This is a genomic window from Paraeggerthella sp. Marseille-Q4926 (genome assembly GCF_916618935.1).
Lineage (GTDB): Bacteria > Actinomycetota > Coriobacteriia > Coriobacteriales > Eggerthellaceae > Paraeggerthella > Paraeggerthella hominis.
In genome coordinates, this window is sequence record NZ_CAKAKF010000003.1 from 449,997 (window position 1) to 475,112 (window position 25,116).

Annotated in this window: 22 protein-coding genes and 4 tRNA genes; 5 read left to right on the forward strand and 21 right to left on the reverse strand. The window is 60.6% G+C overall.

Annotated features, from left to right (window positions below; translation table 11 throughout):
• Nucleotides 1–388 precede the first annotated feature (388 nt).
• Nucleotides 389–2,350 carry an asparagine synthase (glutamine-hydrolyzing) gene (asnB, locus tag LG373_RS07200; protein ID WP_114567187.1) on the reverse strand — a complete coding sequence of 654 codons (1,962 nt, stop codon included), beginning with the start codon at nt 2,348–2,350 and terminating at the stop codon, nt 389–391.
• Nucleotides 2,351–2,585: 235 nt separating this feature from the next.
• Between asnB and LG373_RS07205 the strand changes: the two genes are divergently transcribed.
• From LG373_RS07205 to LG373_RS07220, 4 genes are all read left to right on the forward strand, one after another.
• The gene (locus LG373_RS07205; protein WP_225749412.1) at nt 2,586–2,933 is read left to right on the forward strand and encodes a DUF1648 domain-containing protein; all 348 of its coding nucleotides are present in this window, start codon (nt 2,586–2,588) and stop codon (nt 2,931–2,933) included.
• A gap of 463 nt (nt 2,934–3,396) precedes the next feature.
• Nucleotides 3,397–4,686 (forward strand): ATP-grasp domain-containing protein, encoded by a 1,290-nt coding sequence (locus LG373_RS07210; RefSeq protein WP_225749413.1) that lies wholly within the window; start codon nt 3,397–3,399, stop codon nt 4,684–4,686.
• Between the two features lies 1 nt (nt 4,687).
• The gene (locus LG373_RS07215; protein WP_225749414.1) at nt 4,688–6,172 is read left to right on the forward strand and encodes a helix-turn-helix transcriptional regulator; all 1,485 of its coding nucleotides are present in this window, start codon (nt 4,688–4,690) and stop codon (nt 6,170–6,172) included.
• Nucleotides 6,173–6,376: 204 nt separating this feature from the next.
• A complete protein-coding gene (locus LG373_RS07220; protein ID WP_225749415.1) occupies nt 6,377–7,972 on the forward strand; it encodes an FAD-dependent oxidoreductase in 1,596 nt (531 codons plus the stop codon).
• Between the two features lie 77 nt (nt 7,973–8,049).
• Here LG373_RS07220 and map read toward each other — a convergent pair whose 3' ends face one another.
• The 18 genes from map to putP all read right to left on the reverse strand — a co-directional run bounded on the left by map (nt 8,050) and on the right by putP (nt 20,695).
• Complete coding sequence (map, locus tag LG373_RS07225; protein ID WP_216529446.1) at nt 8,050–8,820, reverse strand: type I methionyl aminopeptidase; 771 nt, start codon at nt 8,818–8,820, stop codon at nt 8,050–8,052.
• Nucleotides 8,821–8,972: 152 nt separating this feature from the next.
• Nucleotides 8,973–10,325, reverse strand: a complete 1,353-nt coding sequence (locus LG373_RS07230) for a DUF1254 domain-containing protein (RefSeq protein WP_225749416.1) — start codon at nt 10,323–10,325, stop codon at nt 8,973–8,975.
• A gap of 244 nt (nt 10,326–10,569) precedes the next feature.
• Nucleotides 10,570–10,752 carry a hypothetical protein gene (locus LG373_RS07235; protein ID WP_114567241.1) on the reverse strand — a complete coding sequence of 61 codons (183 nt, stop codon included), beginning with the start codon at nt 10,750–10,752 and terminating at the stop codon, nt 10,570–10,572.
• 52 nt (nt 10,753–10,804) lie between these two features.
• Nucleotides 10,805–11,779: an SPFH domain-containing protein gene (locus LG373_RS07240; RefSeq protein WP_225749417.1), complete on the reverse strand. Its 975-nt coding sequence runs from the start codon at nt 11,777–11,779 to the stop codon at nt 10,805–10,807.
• A 114-nt stretch (nt 11,780–11,893) separates the two neighbouring features.
• Entirely contained in the window at nt 11,894–12,607 is a 714-nt protein-coding gene (gene rplA, locus LG373_RS07245; RefSeq protein WP_114567239.1) for a 50S ribosomal protein L1, read from the reverse strand.
• A 111-nt stretch (nt 12,608–12,718) separates the two neighbouring features.
• Nucleotides 12,719–13,216, reverse strand: coding sequence for a 50S ribosomal protein L11 (gene rplK / locus LG373_RS07250; protein WP_114567175.1), 498 nt, complete (start codon nt 13,214–13,216; stop codon nt 12,719–12,721).
• Between the two features lie 126 nt (nt 13,217–13,342).
• On the reverse strand, nt 13,343–13,873 hold the full coding sequence (gene nusG, locus LG373_RS07255; protein WP_114567174.1) for a transcription termination/antitermination protein NusG: 531 nt from the start codon (nt 13,871–13,873) through the stop codon (nt 13,343–13,345).
• Nucleotides 13,874–13,876: 3 nt separating this feature from the next.
• Nucleotides 13,877–14,320 carry a preprotein translocase subunit SecE gene (secE, locus tag LG373_RS07260; RefSeq protein WP_114567173.1) on the reverse strand — a complete coding sequence of 148 codons (444 nt, stop codon included), beginning with the start codon at nt 14,318–14,320 and terminating at the stop codon, nt 13,877–13,879.
• A gap of 106 nt (nt 14,321–14,426) precedes the next feature.
• A tRNA-Trp gene (locus LG373_RS07265) sits at nt 14,427–14,503 on the reverse strand.
• A gap of 24 nt (nt 14,504–14,527) precedes the next feature.
• Entirely contained in the window at nt 14,528–14,677 is a 150-nt protein-coding gene (gene rpmG, locus LG373_RS07270; RefSeq protein ID WP_080803366.1) for a 50S ribosomal protein L33, read from the reverse strand.
• 112 nt (nt 14,678–14,789) lie between these two features.
• Entirely contained in the window at nt 14,790–15,992 is a 1,203-nt protein-coding gene (gene tuf / locus LG373_RS07275; protein WP_114567172.1) for an elongation factor Tu, read from the reverse strand.
• Between the two features lie 88 nt (nt 15,993–16,080).
• Nucleotides 16,081–16,157: transfer RNA gene (locus LG373_RS07280), tRNA-Met, on the reverse strand.
• 8 nt (nt 16,158–16,165) lie between these two features.
• Nucleotides 16,166–16,241: transfer RNA gene (locus LG373_RS07285), tRNA-Thr, on the reverse strand.
• Between the two features lie 6 nt (nt 16,242–16,247).
• Nucleotides 16,248–16,332: transfer RNA gene (locus LG373_RS07290), tRNA-Tyr, on the reverse strand.
• A 137-nt stretch (nt 16,333–16,469) separates the two neighbouring features.
• The gene (locus tag LG373_RS07295) at nt 16,470–17,009 is read right to left on the reverse strand and encodes a DNA-deoxyinosine glycosylase (protein ID WP_255616281.1); all 540 of its coding nucleotides are present in this window, start codon (nt 17,007–17,009) and stop codon (nt 16,470–16,472) included.
• 53 nt (nt 17,010–17,062) lie between these two features.
• Complete coding sequence (locus LG373_RS07300; RefSeq protein ID WP_225749419.1) at nt 17,063–17,575, reverse strand: YbhB/YbcL family Raf kinase inhibitor-like protein; 513 nt, start codon at nt 17,573–17,575, stop codon at nt 17,063–17,065.
• An 82-nt stretch (nt 17,576–17,657) separates the two neighbouring features.
• Entirely contained in the window at nt 17,658–18,821 is a 1,164-nt protein-coding gene (locus LG373_RS07305) for a C40 family peptidase (RefSeq protein WP_114567169.1), read from the reverse strand.
• A 305-nt stretch (nt 18,822–19,126) separates the two neighbouring features.
• On the reverse strand, nt 19,127–20,695 hold the full coding sequence (gene putP / locus LG373_RS07310; RefSeq protein WP_114567168.1) for a sodium/proline symporter PutP: 1,569 nt from the start codon (nt 20,693–20,695) through the stop codon (nt 19,127–19,129).
• 338 nt (nt 20,696–21,033) lie between these two features.
• Between putP and LG373_RS07315 the strand changes: the two genes are divergently transcribed.
• A complete protein-coding gene (locus LG373_RS07315) occupies nt 21,034–22,320 on the forward strand; it encodes an aminotransferase class I/II-fold pyridoxal phosphate-dependent enzyme (RefSeq protein WP_225749420.1) in 1,287 nt (428 codons plus the stop codon).
• 68 nt (nt 22,321–22,388) lie between these two features.
• Here LG373_RS07315 and LG373_RS07320 read toward each other — a convergent pair whose 3' ends face one another.
• Both LG373_RS07320 and LG373_RS07325 read right to left on the reverse strand, forming a co-directional pair.
• Nucleotides 22,389–23,213 carry a triacylglycerol lipase gene (locus tag LG373_RS07320; RefSeq protein WP_225749421.1) on the reverse strand — a complete coding sequence of 275 codons (825 nt, stop codon included), beginning with the start codon at nt 23,211–23,213 and terminating at the stop codon, nt 22,389–22,391.
• Nucleotides 23,214–23,481: 268 nt separating this feature from the next.
• Nucleotides 23,482–25,104 (reverse strand): FAD-binding protein, encoded by a 1,623-nt coding sequence (locus LG373_RS07325; RefSeq protein ID WP_114567238.1) that lies wholly within the window; start codon nt 25,102–25,104, stop codon nt 23,482–23,484.
• Nucleotides 25,105–25,116 lie beyond the last annotated feature (12 nt).

A 25,116-nucleotide genomic window follows, 5' to 3' on the forward strand; every position in this document is an offset into this window, starting at 1 on the left:
CTCGCTGGCAGCTTTTGACGGTTTGAGGTCGTTTGACCCGGCGTACCGGGCGCCTGCGTAAGCGCAGCGAAACGGCTCAACGCTGTGACCAGGTAAAATGGAATCCGAGCCAAGGGACAGCGAAAGCGGTGCTCGAATCGACAACCCCTAACCGTCAAAAGCTGCCAGCAAGGGCGGTTTTTCGTGCGCACGGTCCCTCCCGATACAAGCTTGGCGGCAAAAGCACGTTCGCCGGAGCCGATCCAGCCGCCGCAGCGACCTCCGCTCGGCAAGATTCCGGCGCACGCGGGTCCCGCTCCGTTTCGCCGTCCGCCTGCAACCCCCACATGCAAAAAAGCCGCGGCTCCCATCGGGTGCCGCGGCTTTTCACGTGCGAAATCTTGAAGCGCTACGCCACGTTCGTCTTCGGAGCCAACTTCTCGCTCGATTTGCCGAAGAACACCTCGTACCAGCACAAGAAGCAGTAGATGTTCCAGATGCGCATCATCTTGAGCTTGCCGCGGCCCTCGACCGTGGTGAAGTCCGCCGACTTGTGGTCATCGAGCATCTGCACCAGATAATCCACATTGAAGAACTCCTGCGCGGCCTCCCCCGTGAACGCCTCCTTGATGCGGTTGTAGTACTCGTCCGTTTGCAGCCACACGGTCAGCGGCGTGATGAACGGCTGCTTGGGCATGTGCGCGACCTTTTTCTGGAAGCCCAGCTTGCTCGCCGCCACGCGCAGGGCGTACTTGGCGTGCTCGTCGGTCACGCGGCAGGCAGTGGGCAGCTGCAGCGCCACGTCGAGCACTTTCTTGTCCAAGAACGGAACGCGCAGCTCAAGCGACTGGGACATGGACATCTTGTCGGCCTTCAGGCAGATGTCGAACGGCATATAGCTGACCATGTCCACGTACTGCGTCTGCGTGATGATGTCCAGGCCCTGGTCCGCCACGGCGTCGAAGTGCGGCTTGCACCACTCCCACGGCTTGCAGGGGCCTTCGTAGTTGCGCAGCACATTGGGGATTTCGTCCCACATGTAGTTCATGCTGGCGCGCTGGTAGCTCTTCTCCGGCCCGCCCGACCCGCGCATGGCAAAGCGGCGGCCGTGGAACGTCGGCAGCTTCTCGGCCACGGCGCCAGCGGCGGCGCGCAAAGGACGCGGCACCTTGAAGTACTTCTCGAATTCGTACTGGTCATGATAGATCCAGTAACCGCCGAACAACTCGTCGGCTCCCTCTCCCGACTGCACCACCTTCACCTGCTCGCGCGCCAGCTTGCTCACGAAGAACAGCGGAATGGCGCTGGGCGCGCCCAACGGCTCGTCCATGTGGTACTGCTCGGTGGGCACGATGTCCAGGAATTCCTGGGCGCTCACCTGGGTTTGGAAGTTCGGCAGGTTCGCCCACTCGGCGAACGCCGTCGCATCGTCCAGCTCGTTGAGCTTGATCTCGAAATCGGACTGAGCGGCGATCTCGGCCATCTTGTCCTCGCAGCCGATGTCGTAGCCCACCGAGAACGTCTTGATGTCGGGCGCATGCTGCCCCATGCAGTACGCCGCCAGCGAGCTGTCGATGCCGCCCGACAGGAAGCTGCCGATCTCCACGTCGGCTATCTCGTGCGCAGCCACGGACTCGTCGAACACGCGGTTGATCTCGTCGGCCCATTCCTCCAGGCTCTTCGAGTCATCGATCTTGTACGTGATCTTGTAGTAGCATTCCGTGCGCAGCTGGCCGTTCTCGAGCACCATGAAGTGACCGGGCAGAAGCTTGTGCACGTCCTTAAACATGGTTTGGGAATCGTTCATGTACTCGAAGCACAGATACTGCGGCAGCATCTCGCGGTTGAGTTCCTTTTTGAACGCCGGGTGCGCCAAGAACGCCTTGATCTCGCTTCCGTAGATCAGGCGGTCGCCCGCATGCTGGTAGTAGAACGGCTTAATGCCGAAGATGTCGCGTGCACACACCAGGCGCTTGTTCGGCGCATCCCAGATGGCGATGGCGAACATCCCGCGCAACTTCTCGAACACACCGGTGCCCCACGCCTCGTAGCCGTGCACGATAGTCTCGGTGTCTCCGTTGGTCTTGAAAACGTAGCCGAGCGCCTCAAGCTCTGCGCGCAGCTCCTGGAAGTTGTAGATCTCGCCGTTGAACGTGACGGTCACAGTGCCGTCGGCGTTCTGCATGGGCTGGCGGCTGCCCTCAAGGTCGATGATGGACAGGCGGCGAAAACCCATCGCAATGTCATCGGTGACGAAGAATCCCTCGTCGTCGGGCCCGCGGTGGGCGATGCGATCCGCCATGTCCTTGACCACGGCCTTGTTCGTCTCCTGGTCGTAGTCGACCGCGGTGAATCCCACGAATCCGCACATGTAGCTGGCTCTCCTCCTGCGTACGCGCCGCCTTGTCCGCGCGGCACGGGTTTACGTCGTTAACGTTCGATATAATACGCCACCCGTTCCCCTCCTGCTTGCATTTCACGAAACCCGCAGGGAGCGCAAGAACAAGCGATTTGTCGTAAACTGGAAGAACAAGACCGGCCGACCCTGAGTCCAAGCATCCCGCTCAAGAGTCGGCTTCAAAGCTCGCATGCAGCAAAGGACAGCGATGAAACGCTCCGGACTGATCGCAATGATCGCGCTTGCCGCCCTCCCCCTTGTCACGACAGGGCTCGCCGTCCTGTTCGCTATGCCCGATACCGTTCCGCTCCATATAGGCGCAAACGGCGTCGACCGCATCGGTTCCAAATACGAAGCGTTTGAAATGGGCTTCCTCATGACGGGCTGCTGCGCACTGTTCGCCGTCATGTACGCGTTCATGGACAAGCTAGCTGCGATGGGCCTTGTACACGGCACCGACGCACACGGAGGGCGCACCCTTCTCCTCTTCACCCAGATAAGCATGAACGCCATCCAGGTCTTTCTTCTTTTCTTGATGTCTTTCGACATGCAATAAGGGACCGGCGCGGCGCGGGAGCGCAGGAGGAGGCGGCGCGAGTGCGGGCGCGGGAACCGACGCGGCAGGCGCGCAGGGGCGGGTGCGCGGGGGCCGGCGCGACGCGGGCGCGCGGAGCCAAGCCCGTCAGCAAGCGGACCGCGCACGTTGTGGCGGAGCGCATCCCGCTTGAACGTTGCAAGTTTGTCAAAACGGAAGAGTTTTGCTGGTCCTCAACCCAGAATAAACCCAACCTGCAAACCTGTGATCAGGCATGATAAAAAACGCTCATAACCACATTGCCTCGACAGGGCGAAAAATCGCCGCAAAACTCGCTGGTTTTGACAGAACCTCGGCCCCACCGTCGAAACGCGCGGCGGCGAAAGCACGAAAACGCGATATGGGCACTTTCGCGAAACGCAGCCGCCGCCGCGCGCACTGTGGGATAATAGGCAAGATTTCGACCCACAAGGAGATTCAAGACATGACCGTGCAGAACCCCCGCATCACGAACCCTGCCGACGTGCGGCATCGCTTACAGCCCGTCGTCGCAGGCGGCGACATCCTGGCGTACAGCTACGTGCGAGAACTCCATCGCGCTTACCAAGTCGAACGCACCATCGTGCTGGCAACGCAGGACATCAAGATGCTGTCGAGCAGCCGCTTCACCGACTATCGCCTGGAGCCGCTCATCCACGATCCGGAAGGCCTGTACGACGCGCTCGAGCGCGTTGCCGCGCAGACGCACGCCGAAGACCCCGACCGCGTGCTGCTGGTCCTAGGTTGCGACGACTGCCACGCGCGCATGCTGTCCGCCGGGAAGGCGCGCCTGGAGGCCGCAGGCTACACGGTCCCCTACATCGATTTCGATCTGCTTGACGAGATCACGCAGAAGCGGCGCTTCTACGAACTGTGCGAAGAACTGGGCATCCCCTACCCGCGCACCTGGTACTTCGACTGCGGCGAAAACGGTCCCGACGAGCTGCCCGTGCACGACTTCCCTTACCCGCTTATCGCCAAACCCTCGAACTCGGCGCAGTTCCAAGACGCCACCATCGAGGGATGGCGCAAGATCTACGAGATCGAGACGCCGGAAGAGCTTGCCCAGGTGTGGCGCAGCATCCGCACGTCCGATTACAACAACGAACTGGTGTTGCAAGACTTCATCCCCGGCGGCGACGACGCCATCCGCACGCTCACCACGTTCTCGGACGCGTCGGGAGACATGCGCGTGGTGTCGGGCGGCGTCGTATGCCTTCAAGACCACGACCCCACCGCGCTCGGCAACCCGCTGTGCATCATGGGGGAACGCGAAGAAGCCATCATCGAGGCCGCGAAGAGCATGCTCGCCCGCATCGGGTACCGAGGATTCGCGAACTTCGACATCAAGTACGACGAGCGCGACGGATCCTTCCGGTTCTTCGAGGTGAACACGCGCTGCGGGCGCAACACCTACTACATGAGCTTGGGCGGCGTGAACTTCGTCACGCTCATCGTGCGGGAATTCATCTTGGGAGAGCGCATCGACTACCGCGAAGCGTACGACCCGTTCGTGTACAGTTGCGTGCCCCGCTACGTGCTCGACCGCAGCATGGAGAACCGCGCGCGCCTGCAACAAGCCCTTGACGTGCTGCGTCGCACAGCCGAGCCCTACCCGCTGCATTACGGGTCGGACTCGTTCGTGCACAACATGTGGGCACGCATCATGCACCTGAACCAAATCCCGAAGTTCAAGCGCTTCTACTGGGATACCGACGGCAAGCAGCTGAAGTAACATGGACGCCCACGCCACCTCGAGCACGGGAAGCAGCAACGCGCACCACGACCTTCGCAGCCTGATCACGGTCTCCGCGGGCTACGGCATTGTGTGCGGGCTCACGCTCCCGCTCATGATATCGAGCACGTTTCTGCAGGAAATGAGCCTTTCGCACGGAGCCGGGAACTCGTTCGGCGCGCTCTTCTTCATCGCGTACACGGCCACTATGCTGATCACGGCGGCCCTTCACGTGTTTCGCCGCAAGGCGGAGCATCGCCTGCGCATGGCCACGGCATTCGGTGCGGCGTTCCTTGGCAACGCGCTCATGCTTGCTCGGCTTCTTGGGGCAATCGAGGGCGGATGGCTCTACGCCATCGTGGTGTCGGGCAGTATCGGATACGGTCTTGCAACTGCGGAATTGGGATGGATAGGGCGAATATCCGCGCTTTCGCGAGAAGGCGGCCCTTCCCTGGCGCGCGCGATCCCCCTAGCCTACCTGATAGGCGGAATCGCGGCGACCATCATCTTCTGGGCAAGCGGAATCATGGAGCTTGCATTCGCGCTTACCATAATCATCGTGTCGGCGGTGCCTTTGATCGCTCGGCAGGAGCTTGAAGCGGCGGGAAGGCGCATCAGCATCTCGGAAGCAGGCGTCATCGATTTCGTGAAAGCCGTTTCGTATCTGGCGGTGTTCTCGTTCGCGTTCGGAGCCGTCAGCCAGGTTGCTGCCACTGCCGAAACCGACATCATTCCCATCCAGGCGCAAGCCATGCTGGGAATCGTCGTGGCCTCGATGATCATGCTGGGCGCTTCGTTTTTGCGCAAACGAGCCGTTCAGGTGTCGGACCTGTACGGCATGCTGTTCCCCATCGTGGCCATCGCCCTTGTCGCGCTGCCCTTCGTCACCTCGCCTGCGGCGCACATCGCCGCGACCGTGCTGGTATTCGTAGCCTTCTATCTTTCCTGCATGAACGTGCGCATCATCGTATGCCAGCTCAGCGAACGTGACAACGTGTCGCTTTGGGTGTACCTGGGAACCGCACTGGGCATCGGCGGCTTGCTCATTCTTGCCGGCGTGGCCCTAGGGGCGCGGGTCTTGGCCCAGGGCAGCCCCGCAACCGGGCTGGCCCTCATATCGCTCACCTCCCTGTTCGTGCTGGCCATGAACCCCGTTTTGTCCACGCGGCTCGAACGCAGAATCCAAAAGCAGGCGGACAACTCCGAACATGCAAGCCAAGCAAACTCGCCCGCGCCCGAAAACCGCGAGGACCCCGCCGCGCTTCTTCGGGCCTTCGCAGACAAGCACGCCATGACCGCACGCGAGAGCGAAGTCCTCGCCTTGCTCTGCCAGGGACGAACACGCACCTACATCGCAGCCGAGCTTGGCTTGTCGCCCAACACCATCAAGGGCTACATCCACAACGTCTATCAAAAAACAGGATCGATCGACAAGCAAGACCTTATCGATCGCGTTGAGCTTTATCGCGACCGCACGGCGCTATAGGCGTCTTGCCGCATCGATTTTCGCAGGTCAAAGCATTCAAAAAGCAGTCGCCAGCCCCACCCTCCATTATGGAGGGTGGGCGGCTTTGCTTGACGATTTCACCTTCCCCACCCCTTTTGGTGCTGGTTCGAGATTCCTCCGTTCGTATGATGGGCCCAGAGCGAACAGGGAGGTTCGCGAAACCGCAAGGATTGGGAGGACATCATGCACAACAAGGGTATCGAAGCTGCCGAGGCTGCATCGCAAGGATTCACGCGTCGGTCGTTTCTGCTCGGCTTGGGCGCAACGGCTGCCGTAGTTGCCGGCAGCGGACTTGCCGGCTGCGCACCGCAGGCAAGCACCGGCTCCGCCGCGCAGGAATCCGACGGCGCTTCGAACGGAAGCGGCAACACGGCCAAAGCGGATACCGTTCAGGCAGTTGCAGAGACGCCGGCCAAGTCCCAGGAATCGAAGGACACCGACATCGTAGTCATCGGCAGCGGCATCGCCGGCATGAGCGCCGCCACCGAAGCAGCTCTCGCAGGCGCGCGCGTCATCGTGCTCGAAAAGCACTCCGTTTCGGGCGGCGACTCGTCCATCTGCACCGGCAACTTCTACTGCTGCGGCTCCAAGAAGCAAGACGACATGGGCCTTACCAACTACGGCACCCCTGAAGAAATCGCCCAGTTCCTGTTCGATCAGTCCGACGGAGACGCGAACATGGACATCTGCCGCATGGTGGCGGAAAACGGCGGCGCGGCCATGGACTGGCTGGTCGGCTTCGGCTGCGACTTTAAGAAGAAGCCCGGCGACGGCGTGTCCGACCGCTCCATGGTATCCACCAACGGAGGCAAGGGCATTATCGATACGCTCATCGCCAAAGCCGAGGAAAACGGCGCTGAAGTCATGATGGAAACGCGCGCTATCAAGATCCTCACCGAAAACGGCAAGGTAACCGGCGTGGTCGCGCGCCAGGGCGACACCGAGTACACGATTTCCGCCAAAGCGGTCATGCTGGCTTCCGGCGGGTTCGACGGTCAGGACTGGTCGAAAGAGCTGTACGCACCCGGCACGGTGGGCTGGCACACCTTCTCGAGCCCCAGCAACACGGGCGACGGCATCGAGCTGGGCAAAGACGCCGGAGCCCTCACGCTGCTCAAGGGCGGCCTTTCGCAGATCCACCTGGTGGGCAAAGAGCCCCTGCCGCTCAACGACGAGCTGTCGCAGCTGCGCATGATCAACACGGGCGTGTTCGTAACCGACCTTGGCTACCGTTGCGCGAACGAATCCATGACCAGCCAATTCGACTACTTCACGCCGTTCATTCAGAGCGGCCGTAAAGAGTTCTTCATCATCTGCGACTCGCAGCAGACCGACAAGCGCATGGAGCTGCTGAAGAAGGGCGTCGAAAAGGGCGTCGTCAACACCGCCGACACCATCGAAGAGCTTGCCGAGCAAGCAGGTCTGCCCGGCTATCCCCTGACGAAGACGATCGAACAGTACAACAAGCTCTGCGAAGCTGGCGAGGACCCGGCCTTCCATAAGAAGCCCGAAGATCTTCAGCCCGTCGTGCAGGCGCCGTTCTACGCTGTCCAGATCACGCCGAACACCAACGACTCGTTCGGCCAGCTTGCCATCAGCACCAAGGCGGAAGTGCTCGACAAGGATCGCAAGCCCATCCCCGGCCTGTACGGTGGCGGCACCATCGCCAACGCCGAGCTGTTCTACATGCGCTATGCCGTAAGCGGCGCCTCCATGTGCATGGGCACCGTGACGGGTCGCATAGCCGCTCAGGAAGCCATGAAGTACTACGGCGCCTAAGCCAACCGTCCCTCCCCCCTCCAAACGGAAGGCCCTCGTCATGAGGGCCTTCCGTTTTGCATAGAGTCTTTAGGCGATCACACCGGGCGCTCGTGCCCCTCTTCCGTGGTCAGGATAAGCGGACCGTCTTCGGTGATTGCCACGGTCTTTTCAAAGTGAGCCGAAGGCAGGCCGTCGCGCGTGCACACCAGCCATCCGTCGGGCATCACGCGCGTCTTGTACGTTCCCACGTTCACCATAGGCTCGATAGCCAGCACCATGCCAACCTCAAGCTTGACGCCCGTATGCTTCCGGCCGAAGTTCGGCACGTTGGGATCCTCGTGCATGTCGCGTCCAATGCCGTGCCCCACGTACTCGCGCACCACGCCGAAGCCCGCCGCTTCGGCGATGGACTGCACCGCATGCCCGATGTCGCCCAGGCGATTGCCGAGCCGAGCAGCGTCAAGGCCCGCCCACATGCACCGCTCGGTCACCTCGAGCAGGCGCTGCTTTTCGGCCGAAATCTTCCCTACGGGGTAGGTCCAGGCGTTGTCCCCCACCCAGCCGTCAACCGTCGCACCCGTATCGACGGACAGGATGTCGCCGTCTTTGAGCACCACGTTCGCGGAAGGGATGCCGTGCACGATCTGGTCGTTCACCGATGCGCAAATCGAACCGGGAAATCCGCCGTAGCCTTTGAACGCAGGTATGCCGCCTTCTGCACGGATGATGGTTTCCGCCAGCTCGTCCAGCTCAAGCGTGGACACGCCCGCTCGAACATGGGATCCCACCTCGCGCAGCACCAAAGCCGAAATGCGACCGGCTTCCTTCATGGCCTCGATCTCGGCCTTCGACTTCTTTATGATCATACTTTCAACGCACCTTGCCTCTAACGTGCCTGTTCTCTTGTCGCCGACCAGTATAGCACCCCTTCCGAACCCTACGGCCCCGGCTCCCTCGCAGCTTGCCGCCGCAAGTCGATCGCACCGCAGCTCGCACGACGGTCGTGCACAAGGTCGGGCTATACGGCTTCAAGCGGCGGAAGCTTCCAGTCGAAAGAAAGCACGCGCTCGTCCGGGAGGTAGATGCGCATCGTCAACGAGAATACGTCTTCGCACAAAGGCAGCCAGAAGCGCACGCGATCGTCTGCGGGCCCTTCAGCCTGAAGATACAGATCGAGCGATCCGTCCTCGTTGAAGGGCAGGTCGTCCACCTCGCCGATGTTGTAACGGTTTAGCTCGTTGGGTATCAACCGGCCCGCTTCGGTGTAGGCTGTAAGCGACCACCATCCCTCGCTTGCATGGGGCGGGGTTTCGCCCGCGGCAAAATGCAGGCGGTACGACTTGTCGCCGCGCAAGGGATTCCCTGCGACATCCACGACCATCGACGGATACACCGCCATGGTCACAGGATTGGCGAACCCGCCGAACGCCACCACAGCACGGTACGCGTAATCGGTGCCGAACGTGCCCACGCGATCGTCCATAAACATCCAGCCGTTCGAAACGGTGGTGCTGGCATGAGCCGACGAGAAATCGCGATCCAGAAGCGTCGGCAGATACGCAGCCGCCTTGGCAACGCCTTCCCCCAAGGCAGCGATGTCGAACGTCAACCCTGCGCCGATGCCTACGGTTTCGAATTGCGCCAGCGCCGGGGCGTCCTCAGGGGCTCCCGGATTGCCCGAAGCCAGCCCGTTGAAGCGCGTGAAGAAATCCTGGACGGAAAGCCGTTGCATGAATTCCAAGGGAACGTAGTCGTACGCGGGATCGTACGACCCCTTCGGACACGCGTATCCCGCGCCCTCGTCCAGCGCATGAGCCGAAAGCGGGTACATTCTCATGCCCTGCTGGACCTCGCGAACGCCCGGCAGGTCGTCAACGCCAAAGCACTTCGTTCGAAGCAGCAGCCAAACGAAATTCGTGGGCATGGAGACCTTGGTCACGCCCTGCGGAAGCTCGCCCGACCAGAACGGTCCAACAAACGCGTAGGTTGCAGTATCGCTGCCCCCTACTCCGCCCGTACCAAGCACTACGGGCGTGTTGGAGTACCCATCGAACGTCTGAATCGAGCAGTAACGATCCGTGGCGGGCTTGTACAGCAAAATCGGCTCGGCCCCCAGGTCCAGATAAGCCTGCGAGTACACCGTATCCACGTTCGGACGCGTCAAGCTCACCATATCGGGCGTCGCCAGCGCTTGAGCATGGAACAGCTGGTTGATGGGAGCGTGCTCCGCGTCGGGGACCACCACGTTCGTCGTCCGGTCTTTGATGACGCCCATGAGCACCAGCGGATACGCGTACAAGTACGCCCTCTCCAGCAAAGCCACGGTTTCCTGCAGCGTTTCGGGTTGATTCGGGTAAACGGAAGCCTCCATGCAGATCTCCTAACCTCGAAGCGTTTTGGCGCCGAGCGCGCAACGCACCGCACGTCGGGCGCTCCTTTGCCCCAGTGTAGCGGCTTCCTTTTGAAAATCATAGCGAATCGATCAACGAGAAGACGCTTCTCCGAAAGAGGAGCCGATCGTTGCGAAACGCGCATGCAGAGCAAAACGAGAAGACGGGGCCGACGGCTCGTGTTCGTTCCGATGTCAAACACGAATCGTCGGCCCCGTCCCCCTTTTACCCAAGGTCGGTTTCGTCGCGCGGGGGCGGAGGCTTCAACCTGCCCGCTTCGCTCAACGCGCGACGCAAGATAAATTCCACCTGTGCGTTCACGCTGCGCAGGTCGTCGGCAGCCCAGCGCTCGATGGCCTCCCATAAAGCGGGGTCCACGCGCAAGGGGTATTGTTTGCGTTTCGCCATATCGTCACCGCATCGGCGCACCCGGGAGCAAGCCCAGGTGCGCCGATTCCTTTTACTGGTAGAGCGTGCCCGTGTTCAGCACGGGCTGCGCGTCAGAGTCTCCGCAAAGGACCACCATCAGGTTCGAAACCATAGCGGCCTTGCGCTCGTCGTCCAAGTCTACCACGTTCTTGTTGGATAGCTCGGAAAGCGCCATATCGACCATGCCCACGGCACCCTGCACGATCTTCTCACGCGCAGCGATCACCGCGTCAGCCTGCTGGCGACGCAGCATCGCCTGAGCGATCTCCGGCGCATACGCAAGGTGCGTAAGGCGCGCGTCGTCAATCACCACGCCGGCCTTTTCCAAGCGCACCGAAAGCTCTTCTTTAAGGGCGGCGGAAACCTCCTCGATGTTGCTGCGGAGCGTGATCCCATCCTCGGGCTCGCCGGGCATCTGATCGTAAGCGTACGCGGTAGCCACGTGCCGCAAAGCCGTTTCGCTTTGCGTGTGCACGTAGGAATTGTAGTCGTCCACGTCGAACAAAGCCTTCGCCGTGTTCTCAACGCGCCAAACAACGACGTCTGCGATCTCGATGGGGTTGCCGCATTTGTCGTTCACCTTCAAGTGGTCGCCGTTGTACGTGCGAGCGCGCAGCGAGATCTTCGTATTCATGGGCACGGCTTTGCCCGTAGCGGGATCAGCCGTGCTGCCAGCACTACGCGAGTAGAACGGGTTCGCCCAATGGAAGCCTTCGTCTCGCACCGTGCCCTTGTAGTCGCCGAACAGGATGAGAACGCGCGCCTGGTTCGGCTGAATGGTGAAGAAGCCCATGAGCAGAATCAACGGAACGATGCATACTCCCACGATGCCTGAAACAAGCAGCCCGACGCCAAGCGCCTGCGCTGTGGTGGTCACCGGAGCATCGTCGGGAGGAAGCATGGTAGCCCCCGTAGCGATTATCGCAGCAAACGCGACGACCAAAACCAGCGTCAACACCAACATCGGCCAGCCGCTTCGCACGTGAACGGTCTTTTCAACGGACATGACGGTTCCTTTCTCAGATTGTCGATACCAACATGATATCACATTGAGATCTTAAATGAGGGTAAAAGAAAAGGGACCCGCAGGTCCCTTTTCTTCAACGTCTAACAGTGCAGCTTATTCGGCAGCAGCTTCCGTGTAGTTGCGGGTCACGCCCGAGTCAACGGAAACGCCCGGCGTCATGGTGGCAGAGACGGAGATCGACTTCACGTACTTGCCCTTGGCCGCAGCCGGCTTCATACGCAGGATCTCGTCGTACACGGCGCCGTAGTTCTCAGCAAGCTGCTCAGCCGTGAAGCTGGCCTTGCCGATGACAACGTGAGCGATACCGTAGCGGTCTGCACGATATTCCACGCGGCCGCCCTTGAGCTCGTTGATGGCCTTGACGACGTCGTTGGTCACCGTGCCCAGCTTGGGGTTCGGCATCAAGCCGCGGGGGCCCAGGATCTTGCCCAGACGACCAACTTTGCCCATCTGGTCGGGCGTCGCAACAGCGGCGTCGAAGTTGAACTCGCCAGCCTGGATCTGCTGAACCAGCTCATCGGTGCCCACGATGTCGGCGCCGGCTTCCTCGGCGGCGCGGGCAGCCTCGCCCTCAGCGAACACAGCAACGCGAACCGTCTTGCCCGAGCCGTTCGGCAGGCTCACGGTACCACGCAGCTGCTGATCAGCCTGACGGGTGTCGATGCCCAAACGGAAGTGAGCCTCAACGGTCTGGTCGAACTTAGCCGTCGAAACCTCCTTCACAAGGCTGAACGCTTCGAGCGGAGCGTAGGTGGACTCGCCGATCTTCTCGAGAGCCGCACGGTAGTTCTTGGACATTTTCATGATGTTTCCTTTCGTGGTGTGTAGCGGACGCGAAGCGCCCTTCCACTTTCCTGTATCGTCAAAGCAGCTGCGCACATCATGCGCAGCTGCGATCACGCATTGCAGAAGACGTCGTTAGTCGATCGTCTTGCCCTGGAGCATAGCGGCAACCTTCTTGGAAGGCACGTACTTCTTCTTCATCTCGCGACCTTCGATGCGCACGCCCATGCTGCGCGCCGTGCCGGCGATGATCTCCATGGCAGCCTCAACCGTGTTGGCGTTGAGGTCCGGGAGCTTGATCTCGGCGATCTCGCGGAGCTGGTCCTCGGTCAACGTGCCGACGGACTGCAGCTGCGGGATGCCGGAACCGCTGTTGATGCCCAGCTTCTCCTTGATGAGCACGGCCGCCGGAGGAGTCTTGCACACGAAGGTGAAGGACTTGTCCTCGTACACCGTGATCTCAACCGGGATGATGGTGCCGGACTGGTCCTGCGTCTGAGCGTTGAACGCCTGGCAGAACTGCATGATGTTGACACCCTGAGCGCCGAGCGCCGGGCCAACCGGAGGAGCCGGGTTCGCGGCACCCGCGGGAATCTGAAGCTTGATAAAGCCGGTTTGCTTCTTTTCAGCCATGGTGAACTATCCTTTCAGCTGACTGTCACACATAAAGTTAAACGTTGTTTCTATCAACAAAGCGGCTGGTTTCGAGTGAGAAGCCCCGGTCCACGCGGGCACGCGAAGCCGCTTTTGTTCGCACCTTTAGATCTTCGCCACCTGATCGAACGAAAGCTCGACAGGAGTTTCGCGGCCGAAGATGGAGACCATAACCTTCACCTTGCCCGCATCAGGCGACACCTCGGAAACCACGCCATCGAACTCGGCGAGGGGACCCGACACAACCTTGACCGATTGGCCCACTTCCAGGCTCGAAGAAACCGCAGGCTTCTTCTTCGTGTCCGTGCGCTTCATGATCTTGTTGTACTCTTCGCGCGTAAGAGGAGCAGGGTTGCCGTCCGCGCCCACGAATCCGGTTACGCCCGGCGTGTTGCGAACTGCGGCCCAGCTACGATCGTCCAAGTCCATACGGACGAGAACGTATCCGGGGAACACCTTCTTCTCGCTCTCGACGCGACGACCGCCCTCTTTGATCTCGGTGACCGTCTCCGTCGGGATTTCGATAGCGAACACATTGTTCTCAAGACCCATCGTTTCGATGCGCGTCTCGAGGTTCTTCTTAACCTTGTTCTCGTATCCTGAATACGTATGCAGGACGTACCACTTCTTAGCCATCTGCTAAGCCCCCAAACCAGAAATCGCAACCAACAACGGCGTGATAACGACGTTGTCGAGCACGGCGACGTACACGCCGAAGAACAACAAGGCAACAACCACGACAACGCTCCAACGGAGCACGTCCTGCTTAGTCGGCCAGGTAACGCGCTTCAGCTCAGAGCGCACGTCCTTGAGAAAACCGAAGCGGCGCTTCTTCGCCGGCTTCTTCTCAGCCTTCTTCTCAAGTTCCTTGCGCTGCGCCTTGTCCTGCTTGCCGTCGTTCACGGACGTTTCGTTCTTCTGGGATTTCTTGAAGAACTTCCTCTTGGGCGCTTCAGTTTCAACAGCGTCCGCCTCAGCGACCTTGTTCGCCTCGGCTTCGGCAGCCTGAAGCTGCGCCTGCTCCTTGCGAGCAGCACGAGCAGCAGAAGCCTTCGCACGCTGTGTCTTTGATTTCTTCGCCATCTGATTCCTTAACCGGGGATCGTTATCCGTCTAAACGCCAAACAAGCAGCCTGATTCCAAGCTGCTCATCCAAGCAACCTGAATGCAAGCTGCTCATATCTCGAGCTGGCAGGCCAGGAGGGACTCGAACCCCCAACATGCGGTTTTGGAGACCGCCGCTCTACCAATTGGAGCTACTGGCCTATGCTCGTGCAAACCTCAGACGCGCTATCGGGTCTCTTTATGCACCGTGTGGCACTGGCACCACTTGCAGTACTTCTTCAACTCGATACGGTCGGGATTGTTCTGCTTGTTCTTCTTGGTCGTGTAATTGCGGCGCTTGCACTCCGTGCATGCCAAGGTGACCAACGTACGCATGAATTCTCCTTTTACCTAATCCGAACGGCGCTCGAATCGCATACACATGAATTCTCATGAACGGGGCCCGCTGATGCGGGCCCCGCATAAGGTTAACCGGTGAAACAGGGTGTTACTTGATGATCTTGGTCACGCGACCGGAGCCAACCGTGCGGCCACCCTCGCGGATAGCGAAGCGCAGGCCCTCTTCCATCGCGATCGGGTGAATGAGCTCGCCCTTGATCTCGATGTTGTCGCCCGGCATGACCATCTCGGTGCCCTCGGGAAGGTGGGCAACGCCCGTCACGTCCGTCGTGCGGAAATAGAACTGCGGACGGTAGCCGTCGAAGAACGGCGTGTGGCGGCCGCCCTCTTCCTTCGTCAGGATGTAGACCTGGCCCTCGAACTCGGTGTGCGGGGTCACGCTACCGGGCTTGCAGAGAACCTGGCCGCGAACGATGTCCTCGCGCTTGACGCCGCGGAGCAGGCAGCCGATGTTGTCGCCAGCCTGAGCCTCGTCGAGCAGCTTGCGGAACATCTCGATACCGGTGCAAACCGTGTTAGCGGTTTCCTTGATACCGATGATCTCCAGCGGGTCGTTCACGTGCAGCACGCCACGCTCGACACGGCCGGTGGCAACGGTGCCACGACCGGTGATGGTCATGGTGTCCTCAACAGCCATCAGGAACGGCTTGTCGACCATGCGCTCCGGCGTCGGGATGTAGGAGTCAACGGCGTCCATGAGCTCCCAAACCTTGTCCTGCCACTCCTTCTCACCCTCAAGAGCCTTGAGAGCGGAGCCGCGGATGATCGGGGTGTCGTCGCCGGGGAACTCGTAGCTGTCGAGCAGCTCGCGAACTTCCATCTCGACGAGCTCGAGGAGCTCCTCGTCGTCGACCATGTCGCACTTGTTCAGGAAGACGACGATGTAGGGAACGCCGACCTGACGGGCGAGCAGGATGTGCTCGCGGGTCTGAGCCATGGGGCCGTCGGTAGCGGCGATAACCAGGATGGCGCCGTCCATCTGAGCAGCACCCGTGATCATGTTCTTGACGTAGTCAGCGTGACCGGGGCAGTCAACGTGAGCGTAGTGGCGAGCTTCCGTCTCGTACTCGATGTGAGCGATGGAGATCGTGATGCCGCGCTCGCGCTCTTCGGGGGCCTTGTCGATGTTCTCGAAAGCCGTGAAGTCGGCGTGAGCGGTGCCGTGAGAGCCGTCGTTCTCGGACAGCGTCTTGGAAATAGCAGCCGTCAGCGTCGTCTTGCCGTGGTCAACGTGACCGATGGTGCCGATGTTAACATGCGGCTTGGAACGCTCGAACTTCTCCTTAGCCATGTGTCATCCTCCTTATAGGGTTCGCTTTCGCGAAAACAAAACAAAAAATAACGACGCGTCCGACAAAGCGGACGCGGAATAATGCAAATGGTAGCGGTGACTGGATTTGAACCAGTGACGCCACGGGTATGAACCGTGTGCTCTGACCAACTGAGCTACACCGCCATTTAGCATGGAGCCTGCGATCGGACTTGAACCGACGACCTCTTCCTTACCAAGGAAGTGCTCTACCGACTGAGCTACACAGGCGAAAGATGGTGGGCGCGCTAGGATTCGAACCTAGGTAGGCATAGCCAACGGGTTTACAGCCCGTCCCCTTTAGCCACTCGGGCACACGCCCATAATTCGCTGCTCAATTCATGTGTATTTATCAAGCTGCCTGCCGCTCTTTCGTTTGTCCCGAACGAGCGAGCAGGAGAATAATACGCTAGGATTCAAACCGTGTCAACCATCTACACGCCTCCGGGTGTGTCTCCATCATTCCTCCTCACTTTGACCCTCTTGCATGGATATAGAGTCGGCGGGCTTTTTCTCCCCTATACCGCTATCACCTGGAGAAACGGCTTGCAAAAGCGGCTGATACGCACTTATGAGGGCGTCCAGACTCATACGAGCATTCGCTCCGCTTGTCGAAGGAAGCGGCACAAAATTTGCTTCCGGGATCATTTTCCTTGCATAGCGCTTGAAAAGTTCTTCGGCTTTTCTTCCCGTGGTGAACACCGTGGAAATCGAGGCGATTCGCACGATGCGCTCCAGATCGTTGGGGACGGGATTCGCAATGCTTGCATCCGAGGCGCCTTCGATCGTGCACGAGGCCAACACGTCCCAAAGCGCAATATGGTGCCGTAGCGCAAACTGCGCGCGAGCATCGGTGCCTTTTGGTTCTGGTTCGTCGAACAAAGCCGCCAAGACCTTCCAGAAGCGATTTTGGGGATGGGCGTAGTAAAAGCCCGCCCTGCGCGAAGCCGGCGAAGGCATGGTTCCCAAGACAAGTACGCGCGAAGACTCGTCGAACACCGGCTCGATCGGGTGAACGACGCTTTCGACTCGGCCCATGCGGCGGCGCTCCCCTACGCTCGGCTGGGCAACTCGACGGACGCCTGAGCCAACACGTGGCCCTGGATGGCGCGGCGAAACTCGTTAAAGTAGTACCCTTCGGGAAGGTCGAGCTCGCAATCGAGCGCATAGACGGTCAGCGTGTAGACATGCGTCTTGTCTGGAGGGTACGGTCCGGAATAGCGCTGCGTCACCTGCGGGTTGGAGCTTCCGCCGGCAAGAGGCGACCAGTTGCTGTTGGATCCCTGAACGCAAGGCACGGCCCCCGACGCGCTTGCGTTTTCGGGAATACGGGTTGCGTCGGGCGCAATATTGCAGGCAAGCCAGTGAATCCAGCAGAATCCGCCCACGGGAATGGCGTCCCAATCGACGAACACAAGCGCAAGCGACCGCGCGCCCTCCGGCACGTCCGTCACCTCGAAAGGAAACGAACGGACAGGATTTCCGTCCACCGTGTATTCCTCCGGGGCGTATTTCCCGAACCTGTCGGGCAAAAGCCCGTTCTCGAGTTCAACGGTTACGCGCATTTCTCTCCCCTTTCGACATCCGGCGCTTGCGCGCGATACGAAAAAAGGGCCGAAGCCCTCTTTTCGTATATGGTTTTCCACCTTAGAACTGAAGCGCCGCCGTGAATTGCGCCCACGACAAGGGGTCGGTGTCACGCACGTAAGCGTTGAAGGTTGGTGCGTGCACGTAATGCGAGCCGCCGTAGCTGACCGCGATGCCAACGTGGCCGTAGCGCCACAGGACGTCGCCGGGACGAGCCTGGGACACCGGAACGATATTGGAAGCAGCAGCGTACTGGGCCTCGCTCTGGTGCGGCACGTAGCGACCGACCTGACGGTACGCCCACGTAACCAAGCCGGAGCAGTCGAACGCGTCCGGACCCTCGGCGCCCCAAACGTACGGGCAGCCGATGCGGCTCATGGCGTAGCCCACCACGCCGCTGTAGTCGCCGACGCTTCCGCCGCCGCCACCGCCGCCGATGTTACCGCCGCCACCGCCGCCGCCAGCGTTTCCACCGCCGCCGCCACCGCCGGGATACACGATGGAACCGCCGCCGCCAGAGCCGCCGTTGTTCTGCTTGCGAGCCTCTTCCTCGGCAGCAGCCTGAGCAGCTGCTGCTGCGGCGGCCGCTGCAGCAGCCTGCTCTTGCAGCAGAAGCTCCTGCGCCTCGGCGTCGAGCGTGCTGACCAGTTTGGCCGCATTATCGACCTTGGCCTGAACCTCAGCCTGAATCTGCTTGGCCTCTTCAGCCTTCTGCGACGCGATCTTTTCCTGGCGAGCATACTCGTCTTTGGCAGTCTGAAGTTCTTCGCGCAGGGTCTTGGTCTCGTTGACCATGTTCGAGTCGTTCTCGTTCATCTGGTTCAGAAGATCCCAGTTCTGCGTGAACTCGTCGAACGACGTAGCGCCCAGGACGAAATCGAGGAAGCTCGAAGAGCCGGAGCGGTACATGCTGCGCGCACGCGTTCCCAGCTTGTCCTGGAGATCGGCGATCTTGCCGTTGGCGTCGTCGATCTTCACCTGTTCGGCCTCCATGGCCTGCTTGGCAGCGTCGCGCTTGTCCAGCGCGGAATAATAGTTGATCTCGGCTGCCTCGAGGTCAGCCTGCAATCCAACCAACTGATTGCGGACGGCGTCAGCTTCGGCTTGCTTCTCAGCAGCCGTCTCTGCGAACGCGGCCTTCGGAGCCATAAAAGAAAGGGCGCCGAGCGCAGCAGCGCCGCTGATAAATGCTCGCCTGTCAAGTCCGATTAGATGCTCGCTCATGCGAAAGCCTCCTAGATTGAGCACGTAGTACGTATGGGCAAAAGCTGAACGAATAATACCATGTTTGCGCCGTGGAACAAAAAGCGTTGTGGAGGCATTTCATAACCCCTGCTCAGGTAGGAAAGACTGCGCAACCGCTCGAAAAGTCGTCCGCCGCATCGGCCTCCCAATGACTTAATGAGCCTGGGAACTGGGCAAATGCATTACCACAACCACTTGTGCCCCTACTTCTATATATAGTAGAACGGGCCCGACGCTTGCGCATCGAGCCCGTTTCCATTCGGTTCGGCAGGTGCAAAACCGCTTTACTTCGAGACGTCGGCCTCCATGTAGTGATCGAACTCGTGCTGCACGGCCTCTGACGGCGCAGCGGTAAGCTTCGACACGATAACGATAGCCAGAAGCGACACGATGAACGCCGGCAAAAGCTCGTAGATGCCGAACACGCCGCCCAGGGGCTTGATGAGGTTATGCCAGATGAGCACCGTTGCCGTACCGGCGATCATGCCGGCAAGCGCACCCTGCATGTTCGTGCGACGCCAGTACAGGCTGCACAGCGTAAGCGGGCCGAACGACGCTCCCAAGCCAGCCCAAGCGTAGCTGACCACGCCAAAAATGGACGAGTTCTCGTCGTACGCCACGAATATGCCGAACAGGAAGACCGCAATGAGCGTAAGACGTGCGACGATCATGACCTGGCGGTCGGTGGCGTCCTTCTTGATGACGCCGCGGAAGATGTTCTCGGCCACCGACGAACCGGCGATCAGCAGGTACGAGGACGACGAACTCATGGATGCGGCGAAGATGCCGGACACCACAACGCCGCACATGAAAGGCGGCAGGATCATCTGCGAAAGCACGATGAACACGTTCTCGGCCGCCGCTTGCGTTGCGAACTCGGTGGGGATGATGGAACGTCCCACCAGGCCGATGCAGATGCCGCACGCCAGCGACACGACGCACCACACCACGGCGATAACGCGCGATTTCTTTATTTCCTCGGCGTCACGGATGCCCATGAAGCGCACGAGCACCTGCGGCATACCGAAGTAGCCAAGGCCCCACGCCAGCATGGAAGCGATGGTGATGAGCGGATAGTCAGCCGGAACGTCGAACAGCGGCGCGCCGTTTTCCACGATCTGCTTGCCGGCCTCATCCACGATGGGCACCGCGATTTCCGTGCCGCTCAAGAAGCCGGGGATGCTCTGCAGGAAGGCCACCGTGTTGTCGATGCCGCCCGCCCAGGCCACCGAACCGACAAACACCACGGCCAGTGCGAAGAACATGAGCACGCCCTGCACGAAGTCGGTAGCAACAACGGACAAGTAGCCGCCCACCAGGGTGTACAGAAACACGACGATAGCGCCGAGCACCATCATGGTGGAGTAATCCAGGCCGAACAGCGTGGCGAACAGCTTGCCGCACGTTACGAAGCAGCTGCCCACGTACACGCAGAAGAAGACCATGATGATGATCGCAGCCACCGTCGATACGATGTTCTTCGTATCGTGGAAGCGCTTGCTGTAGAATTCCGGCAGCGTGATGGAGTCGCCCGCCACCACGGAATACTTCCGCAAACGCTTCGCCACGAATTTCCAGTTCAAGTAGGTGCCGATCGCCAAGCCGATAGCCGTCCACATGGCATCGGAAGCGCCGGTGAAGTACGCGACGCCCGGCAGGCCCATCAGCAGCCATCCGGACATGTCGGACGCCTCGGCGGACAGTGCCGTCAGCCACGGGCCGACGCCGCGCCCCCCTAGAAAGTACTCCGCCGTCGACGAGTTTGATCGCTTCGCGTACACGAAGCCGATGGTCAGTACGACGATAAAGTAGATGAGCATCGCCAGTACGGTCCAGAAGTCGCTGGTGACCACGTTCGTCCCCTCCCCTCATAGTGATCCGATTCAAATCGGAAGATGTGCGAAACGATGGGATTATAAGGCATAACAGTCCGCGAAAGGTCGACTATTCGCCAAGCCGCGAACAGGCTCGGCCGATCGCGCGGGAATACGGCCCTTCCGCGAACCCCGTTCGCCGGTGCGCAGGGAGCGCTGCACATGGACGCTCTGCGCAATCCGACAAGCCCGCAAAGCCCCTGGCAGCTGCCCGATCGGGCCGATCGGGGCAATCGGGGCTTCGCCCATGGTTGGCCGGCAACGGATACTTTATACTGTGGCGGTACGAGCAAGACGATCAGGCGGAAGGACGCACGATGACAGCGTACGCAGAGCGAGCAGCCGAGGAGCTATCCGAGCTCAAGGCGAGTTTGGAACGGGAGCATGCCGCATTCAAAGCACAGGGCCTCGCGCTCAACATGGCGCGCGGCAAGCCCTCGAAGGCGCAGCTTGACCTGAGCATGCCTCTGCTGGAAACGCTGACCACACTCGAAGCCTGCACGGCCTTAGACGGCACCGACGCGCGCAACTACGGCGTGCTCGACGGCCTGCCCGAAGCGAAGGCCCTAATGGCAACCATGCTGGACGATCAGCCCGAAAACGTGATCGTGTTCGGCAACGCCAGCCTGAACGTCATGTACGACACCGTGGCGCGCTGCTGGATGTTCGGCACCTTGGGATCGGCTCCCTGGTGCTCGCTCGATCGCGTTGCCTGGATCTGCCCGACGCCGGGCTACGACCGGCACTTCGGCGTGACTGAGGCGTTCGGCATCGAGATGATCCCCGTTCCCATGACCGAAGACGGTCCCGACATGGACGAAGTTGAGCGCATCGCTGCGTCGGATGCGGCGGTCAAGGGAATTTGGTGCGTGCCGAAGTACTCGAATCCCGGCGGCGTCACGTACTCAGACGAAGTGGTGCGCCGCTTGGCGTCCATGACCTGCGCCGCCGCCGACTTCCGCATATTCTGGGACAACGCTTACGGGATGCACCACCTGTTCGAAGCAGCGGACGAGCAGGACCACCTGCTTGACATCGCACGGGCATGCGCCGAAGCGGGAAATCCCGACCGCTGCTTCAAGTTCGCCTCCACTTCCAAGGTCACGTTCCCGGGAGCCGGGATTTCCGCCATGGCGGCCAGCCCGGCGAACATCGCCGAGGTCAAGCGCTGCATGGGCGCGCAGACCATCGGACACGACAAGCTCAACCAATTGCGCCACGTACGCTTCCTGCGCGATGCCGAAGGGCTGGCAGAGCACATGCGCAAGCACGCCGCCATCCTGCGCCCGAAGTTCCAGCTGGTAGTTCGCAAACTGGAAGAAGGACTGGCCGGCGTGGGCGAATGCGCATGGAGCAACCCGCGCGGCGGGTACTTCGTGTCGTTCGATGCGCCGGAGGGAACGGCTGCGCGCGCCGTGGAGCTGGCCAAGGAAGCCGGGGTTACCATGACCGGAGCAGGAGCCACGTACCCCTACGGCCGAGATCCGCGCGACTCGAACATTCGCATCGCGCCCAGCCTGCCGCCGCTTGAAGAGCTTGACCAGGCTATGGACGTGTTCGTTTGCTGCGTCAAGCTTGCCTACGTGGAAAAGCTGCTGCGCTAACGCAACGCAAGCAGAGAAGCGGAGCGGGGCGAAGGGAGCGCCGTCAACCCTTCGCCCCGCTCCGCTTTTTATCGGATAGCCGCCAGATCTTCGGCCAAGCTCATGTGGAATTCGACGATCGAACTCCACGTCCTACCGTCGCCCGTAATGATGGGCGTATCACGTTTGCGCTGATCGATAACGTCGTTGTGGTTAAGCCCAGGCTCCCCTTCCGGCACGCGCAGCTCCTGCCAAGGATCGCGCTTCGTGGACGAAGCGGGAACCAGCCCGTCGTTTTCGCCGTCGTAGCGTTTCACCATCCAGTGCATCCACGCGCCCTTAGGCGAGCGATGGCGCGGCTGCTCGACGGCTCCGAACGTGCGGTACTCGATGTCGGGCAAGTCGGGATACGCTTCGTTGAAGCGAGCGGCGCCCTCCGTCGACAGATCATGCAGCACGCCAATGCAGTCGGCATACATGTCGCCGTTTTTCGTGGCCTTCCAGTTGATGGGAGACGCAATCCTTTCCAGGCACGACGAGCTCATCCCAAGAAAATGATCGGCGGTTCTCAATCCCCCGTGCGGCGTTGCGAACGTGGTAATGGAAGCGATGCGGCCCTGCATGCTCGGTCGATGGGCCAGGCAACGCGCGTCGAGGCCGCCTTTGGAATGGGCGATGATATGAACCTTGGGGGCTTCGGTTAGTTTGAACGCCATATCCAGCGTACGCTCAAGCTGGTAGACGTTCGATTGAACCGACCCGAGGGAATCCTGGTTTCCGAACATCGCGATGCCGCCCCGCCGACGAATCTCCTGGGGAATGCGGCCCCACAGGTTCGACTCGATCGCGCTGCGATCATGGGCAAGAATTCCGTGTAGGTACACGAACGGATACGAAGTTGAAAGATCGGTCAAAACGGCTCCGAATCAACGATGATGCGCAACGGTGCTCCCAGCTGCTTTCTGCTATGTACAGGAAACGATTACAGCACGAATCAACGAGCGCGACAAGAAGCCGCTTCGGAATTGCCCAGATCGAACACGCAAACAGCGCAGACGGCAGGGGGCGAACAGCACGTGCCCGCAAGTCGCAAAAGCCTCCCCGGCAACCGAGGTCGTCGGGGAGGCTGCATTCGCAGGCGCCCGGGGAGGGAGGGGACGCTGCGAGGCCTATAGACGCAGGTTACGCGCCCAAGGTATCAAGAGGCTCGTCCAACTTGCCCAGTGCCGAGCGCACGGCAAGCACGCCGAACGTCCAAGCGCGGCCATGCGATCCGCCCGTAATGAACAGCGGGTAGTCGTCGCCATAGTACGAACCGGAAACGTTGCCGGAAGCGTACAGACCGCCCAGAGGCTCGCCATCGGGCTTCACCACTTCAAGCTTTTCATTGATCTTCAAACCGCTCACGGTGCTGAGAACGGCGGGCATGCGCTTGACCGCGTAGAACGGAGGCTGCTTGATTGCATTCCAGGACATAAATTGGCCGTTTACGCCGAAGTCTTCGTCAACGCCCTTTTCTGCAAGTTCGTTGTACCGGGCAACGGTCTTGAGGAATGCAGCCTTCTCGATCCCGCAAGCGTCCGCAAGCTCTTCAAGCGTGTCGGCCTTCACAATGGCGCCGCGCTCGATGGCGTCCTGCCAGTCGGCTTCCGGGTTCGTAGTGGCACGGCTGTGGCTGTTGGGATGCTTGTAATCGCCCTTCGCCGCATGCACGGCCCAATTGGCGTCAGTGATCTGGAAAGCGGTCTGCTCCGGCTGGAGACGGACGGACGTCACCACGCTCTGGTAGCCCAGGTCCTCGTTCGCAAAGCGCTCGCCCTTGAGGTTCACGCGCAACCACGGAATACCGGAGTACGGAGCGCCGCCTTCGGGCATCCACGTGGGATCGAAGTGCATCATGATGCAGTGCGGGCCCTCATCCATGGCCGCACCGGCCCAAAGGCCCATCTTGTGACCGTCGCCCGTGTTGCACGGTGCGCCGTGCATGGTCTGCACGCCTTGCAGCATAGGGGCGAAGCACTCGAGCATTTCGGGGTCGTCGGACAGATCGCCCGTGGCCATGAGAACGCCCTTGGAGGCGTTGATTTTCACGTACGACTTGTCTTTGCGCTGGCCCACGACTCCCGTCACGCGACCGCTCTCGTCCTGGACAAGACGAACCGCAGGAGTTTCGTACATGATGTTCGCCCCTGCAGCCACAGCTTTTTCAACCATGGTATTCAGGAGCAGACGGAACTGCTCGTAGCGCGTTGCCATGTCGTTGTTGATAAACCAGCCATACGTATGACCGCTCTCCAGCATGACGGGCGTATGCTCAGGCGTTTGGCGAATGATATAGTCCATAACCTCGCCGCTGCGGCGCAGGAACAGATTGACCGCACGCGGATTGTCGCGGCCATTGGACAAGTTGGCAAAATCGGCGTAAATCTGAGGCAAATCGTACGTCTGGCCTGCTTCCAAGAACTTCTTGGAATTGTAGGCGGCCACGCACCACCCGTTCGTCTGAACCTTTTCCATCTTCTGAAGCACGGTCACTTTAGCCCCGCTCTGCGCGGCAGCAAGCGCAGCCGTCGTGCCCGAAGAACCCAATCCTATGATGCAGATTTCGGTATCGATGGTCTCTGCGATGTCTCCGTCCGCAATGGGCTCAGGTTTCGTTTCCCAGCTCCAGCGCGTCTGCACCGCCTCTTCCTTCTTCTGCTCCCCGGTGTCCTTCGGGGAGCACCCCGCCATACCTGCAACAGCCGCACCCGCAGCCGTTACCGCCGCTGCGGTCAGAAAACCCCTACGAGACAACTCCTTCATGAAACCGCCTCC

What these genes read in the sequence shown, in the direction of transcription:
- asnB (WP_114567187.1), bottom strand. Translation starts at nt 2,350, where the DNA reads ATGTGCGGATTCGTGGGATTCACCGCGGTCGACTACGACCAGGAGACG.
- LG373_RS07205 (WP_225749412.1), top strand. Translation starts at nt 2,586, where the DNA reads ATGAAACGCTCCGGACTGATCGCAATGATCGCGCTTGCCGCCCTCCCC.
- LG373_RS07210 (WP_225749413.1), top strand. Translation starts at nt 3,397, where the DNA reads ATGACCGTGCAGAACCCCCGCATCACGAACCCTGCCGACGTGCGGCAT.
- LG373_RS07215 (WP_225749414.1), top strand. Translation starts at nt 4,688, where the DNA reads ATGGACGCCCACGCCACCTCGAGCACGGGAAGCAGCAACGCGCACCAC.
- LG373_RS07220 (WP_225749415.1), top strand. Translation starts at nt 6,377, where the DNA reads ATGCACAACAAGGGTATCGAAGCTGCCGAGGCTGCATCGCAAGGATTC.
- map (WP_216529446.1), bottom strand. Translation starts at nt 8,820, where the DNA reads ATGATCATAAAGAAGTCGAAGGCCGAGATCGAGGCCATGAAGGAAGCC.
- LG373_RS07230 (WP_225749416.1), bottom strand. Translation starts at nt 10,325, where the DNA reads ATGGAGGCTTCCGTTTACCCGAATCAACCCGAAACGCTGCAGGAAACC.
- LG373_RS07235 (WP_114567241.1), bottom strand. Translation starts at nt 10,752, where the DNA reads ATGGCGAAACGCAAACAATACCCCTTGCGCGTGGACCCCGCTTTATGG.
- LG373_RS07240 (WP_225749417.1), bottom strand. Translation starts at nt 11,779, where the DNA reads ATGTCCGTTGAAAAGACCGTTCACGTGCGAAGCGGCTGGCCGATGTTG.
- rplK (WP_114567175.1), bottom strand. Translation starts at nt 13,216, where the DNA reads ATGGCTGAAAAGAAGCAAACCGGCTTTATCAAGCTTCAGATTCCCGCG.
- nusG (WP_114567174.1), bottom strand. Translation starts at nt 13,873, where the DNA reads ATGGCTAAGAAGTGGTACGTCCTGCATACGTATTCAGGATACGAGAAC.
- secE (WP_114567173.1), bottom strand. Translation starts at nt 14,320, where the DNA reads ATGGCGAAGAAATCAAAGACACAGCGTGCGAAGGCTTCTGCTGCTCGT.
- rpmG (WP_080803366.1), bottom strand. Translation starts at nt 14,677, where the DNA reads ATGCGTACGTTGGTCACCTTGGCATGCACGGAGTGCAAGCGCCGCAAT.
- tuf (WP_114567172.1), bottom strand. Translation starts at nt 15,992, where the DNA reads ATGGCTAAGGAGAAGTTCGAGCGTTCCAAGCCGCATGTTAACATCGGC.
- LG373_RS07300 (WP_225749419.1), bottom strand. Translation starts at nt 17,575, where the DNA reads ATGCGCGTAACCGTTGAACTCGAGAACGGGCTTTTGCCCGACAGGTTC.
- LG373_RS07305 (WP_114567169.1), bottom strand. Translation starts at nt 18,821, where the DNA reads ATGAGCGAGCATCTAATCGGACTTGACAGGCGAGCATTTATCAGCGGC.
- LG373_RS07315 (WP_225749420.1), top strand. Translation starts at nt 21,034, where the DNA reads ATGACAGCGTACGCAGAGCGAGCAGCCGAGGAGCTATCCGAGCTCAAG.
- LG373_RS07325 (WP_114567238.1), bottom strand. Translation starts at nt 25,104, where the DNA reads ATGAAGGAGTTGTCTCGTAGGGGTTTTCTGACCGCAGCGGCGGTAACG.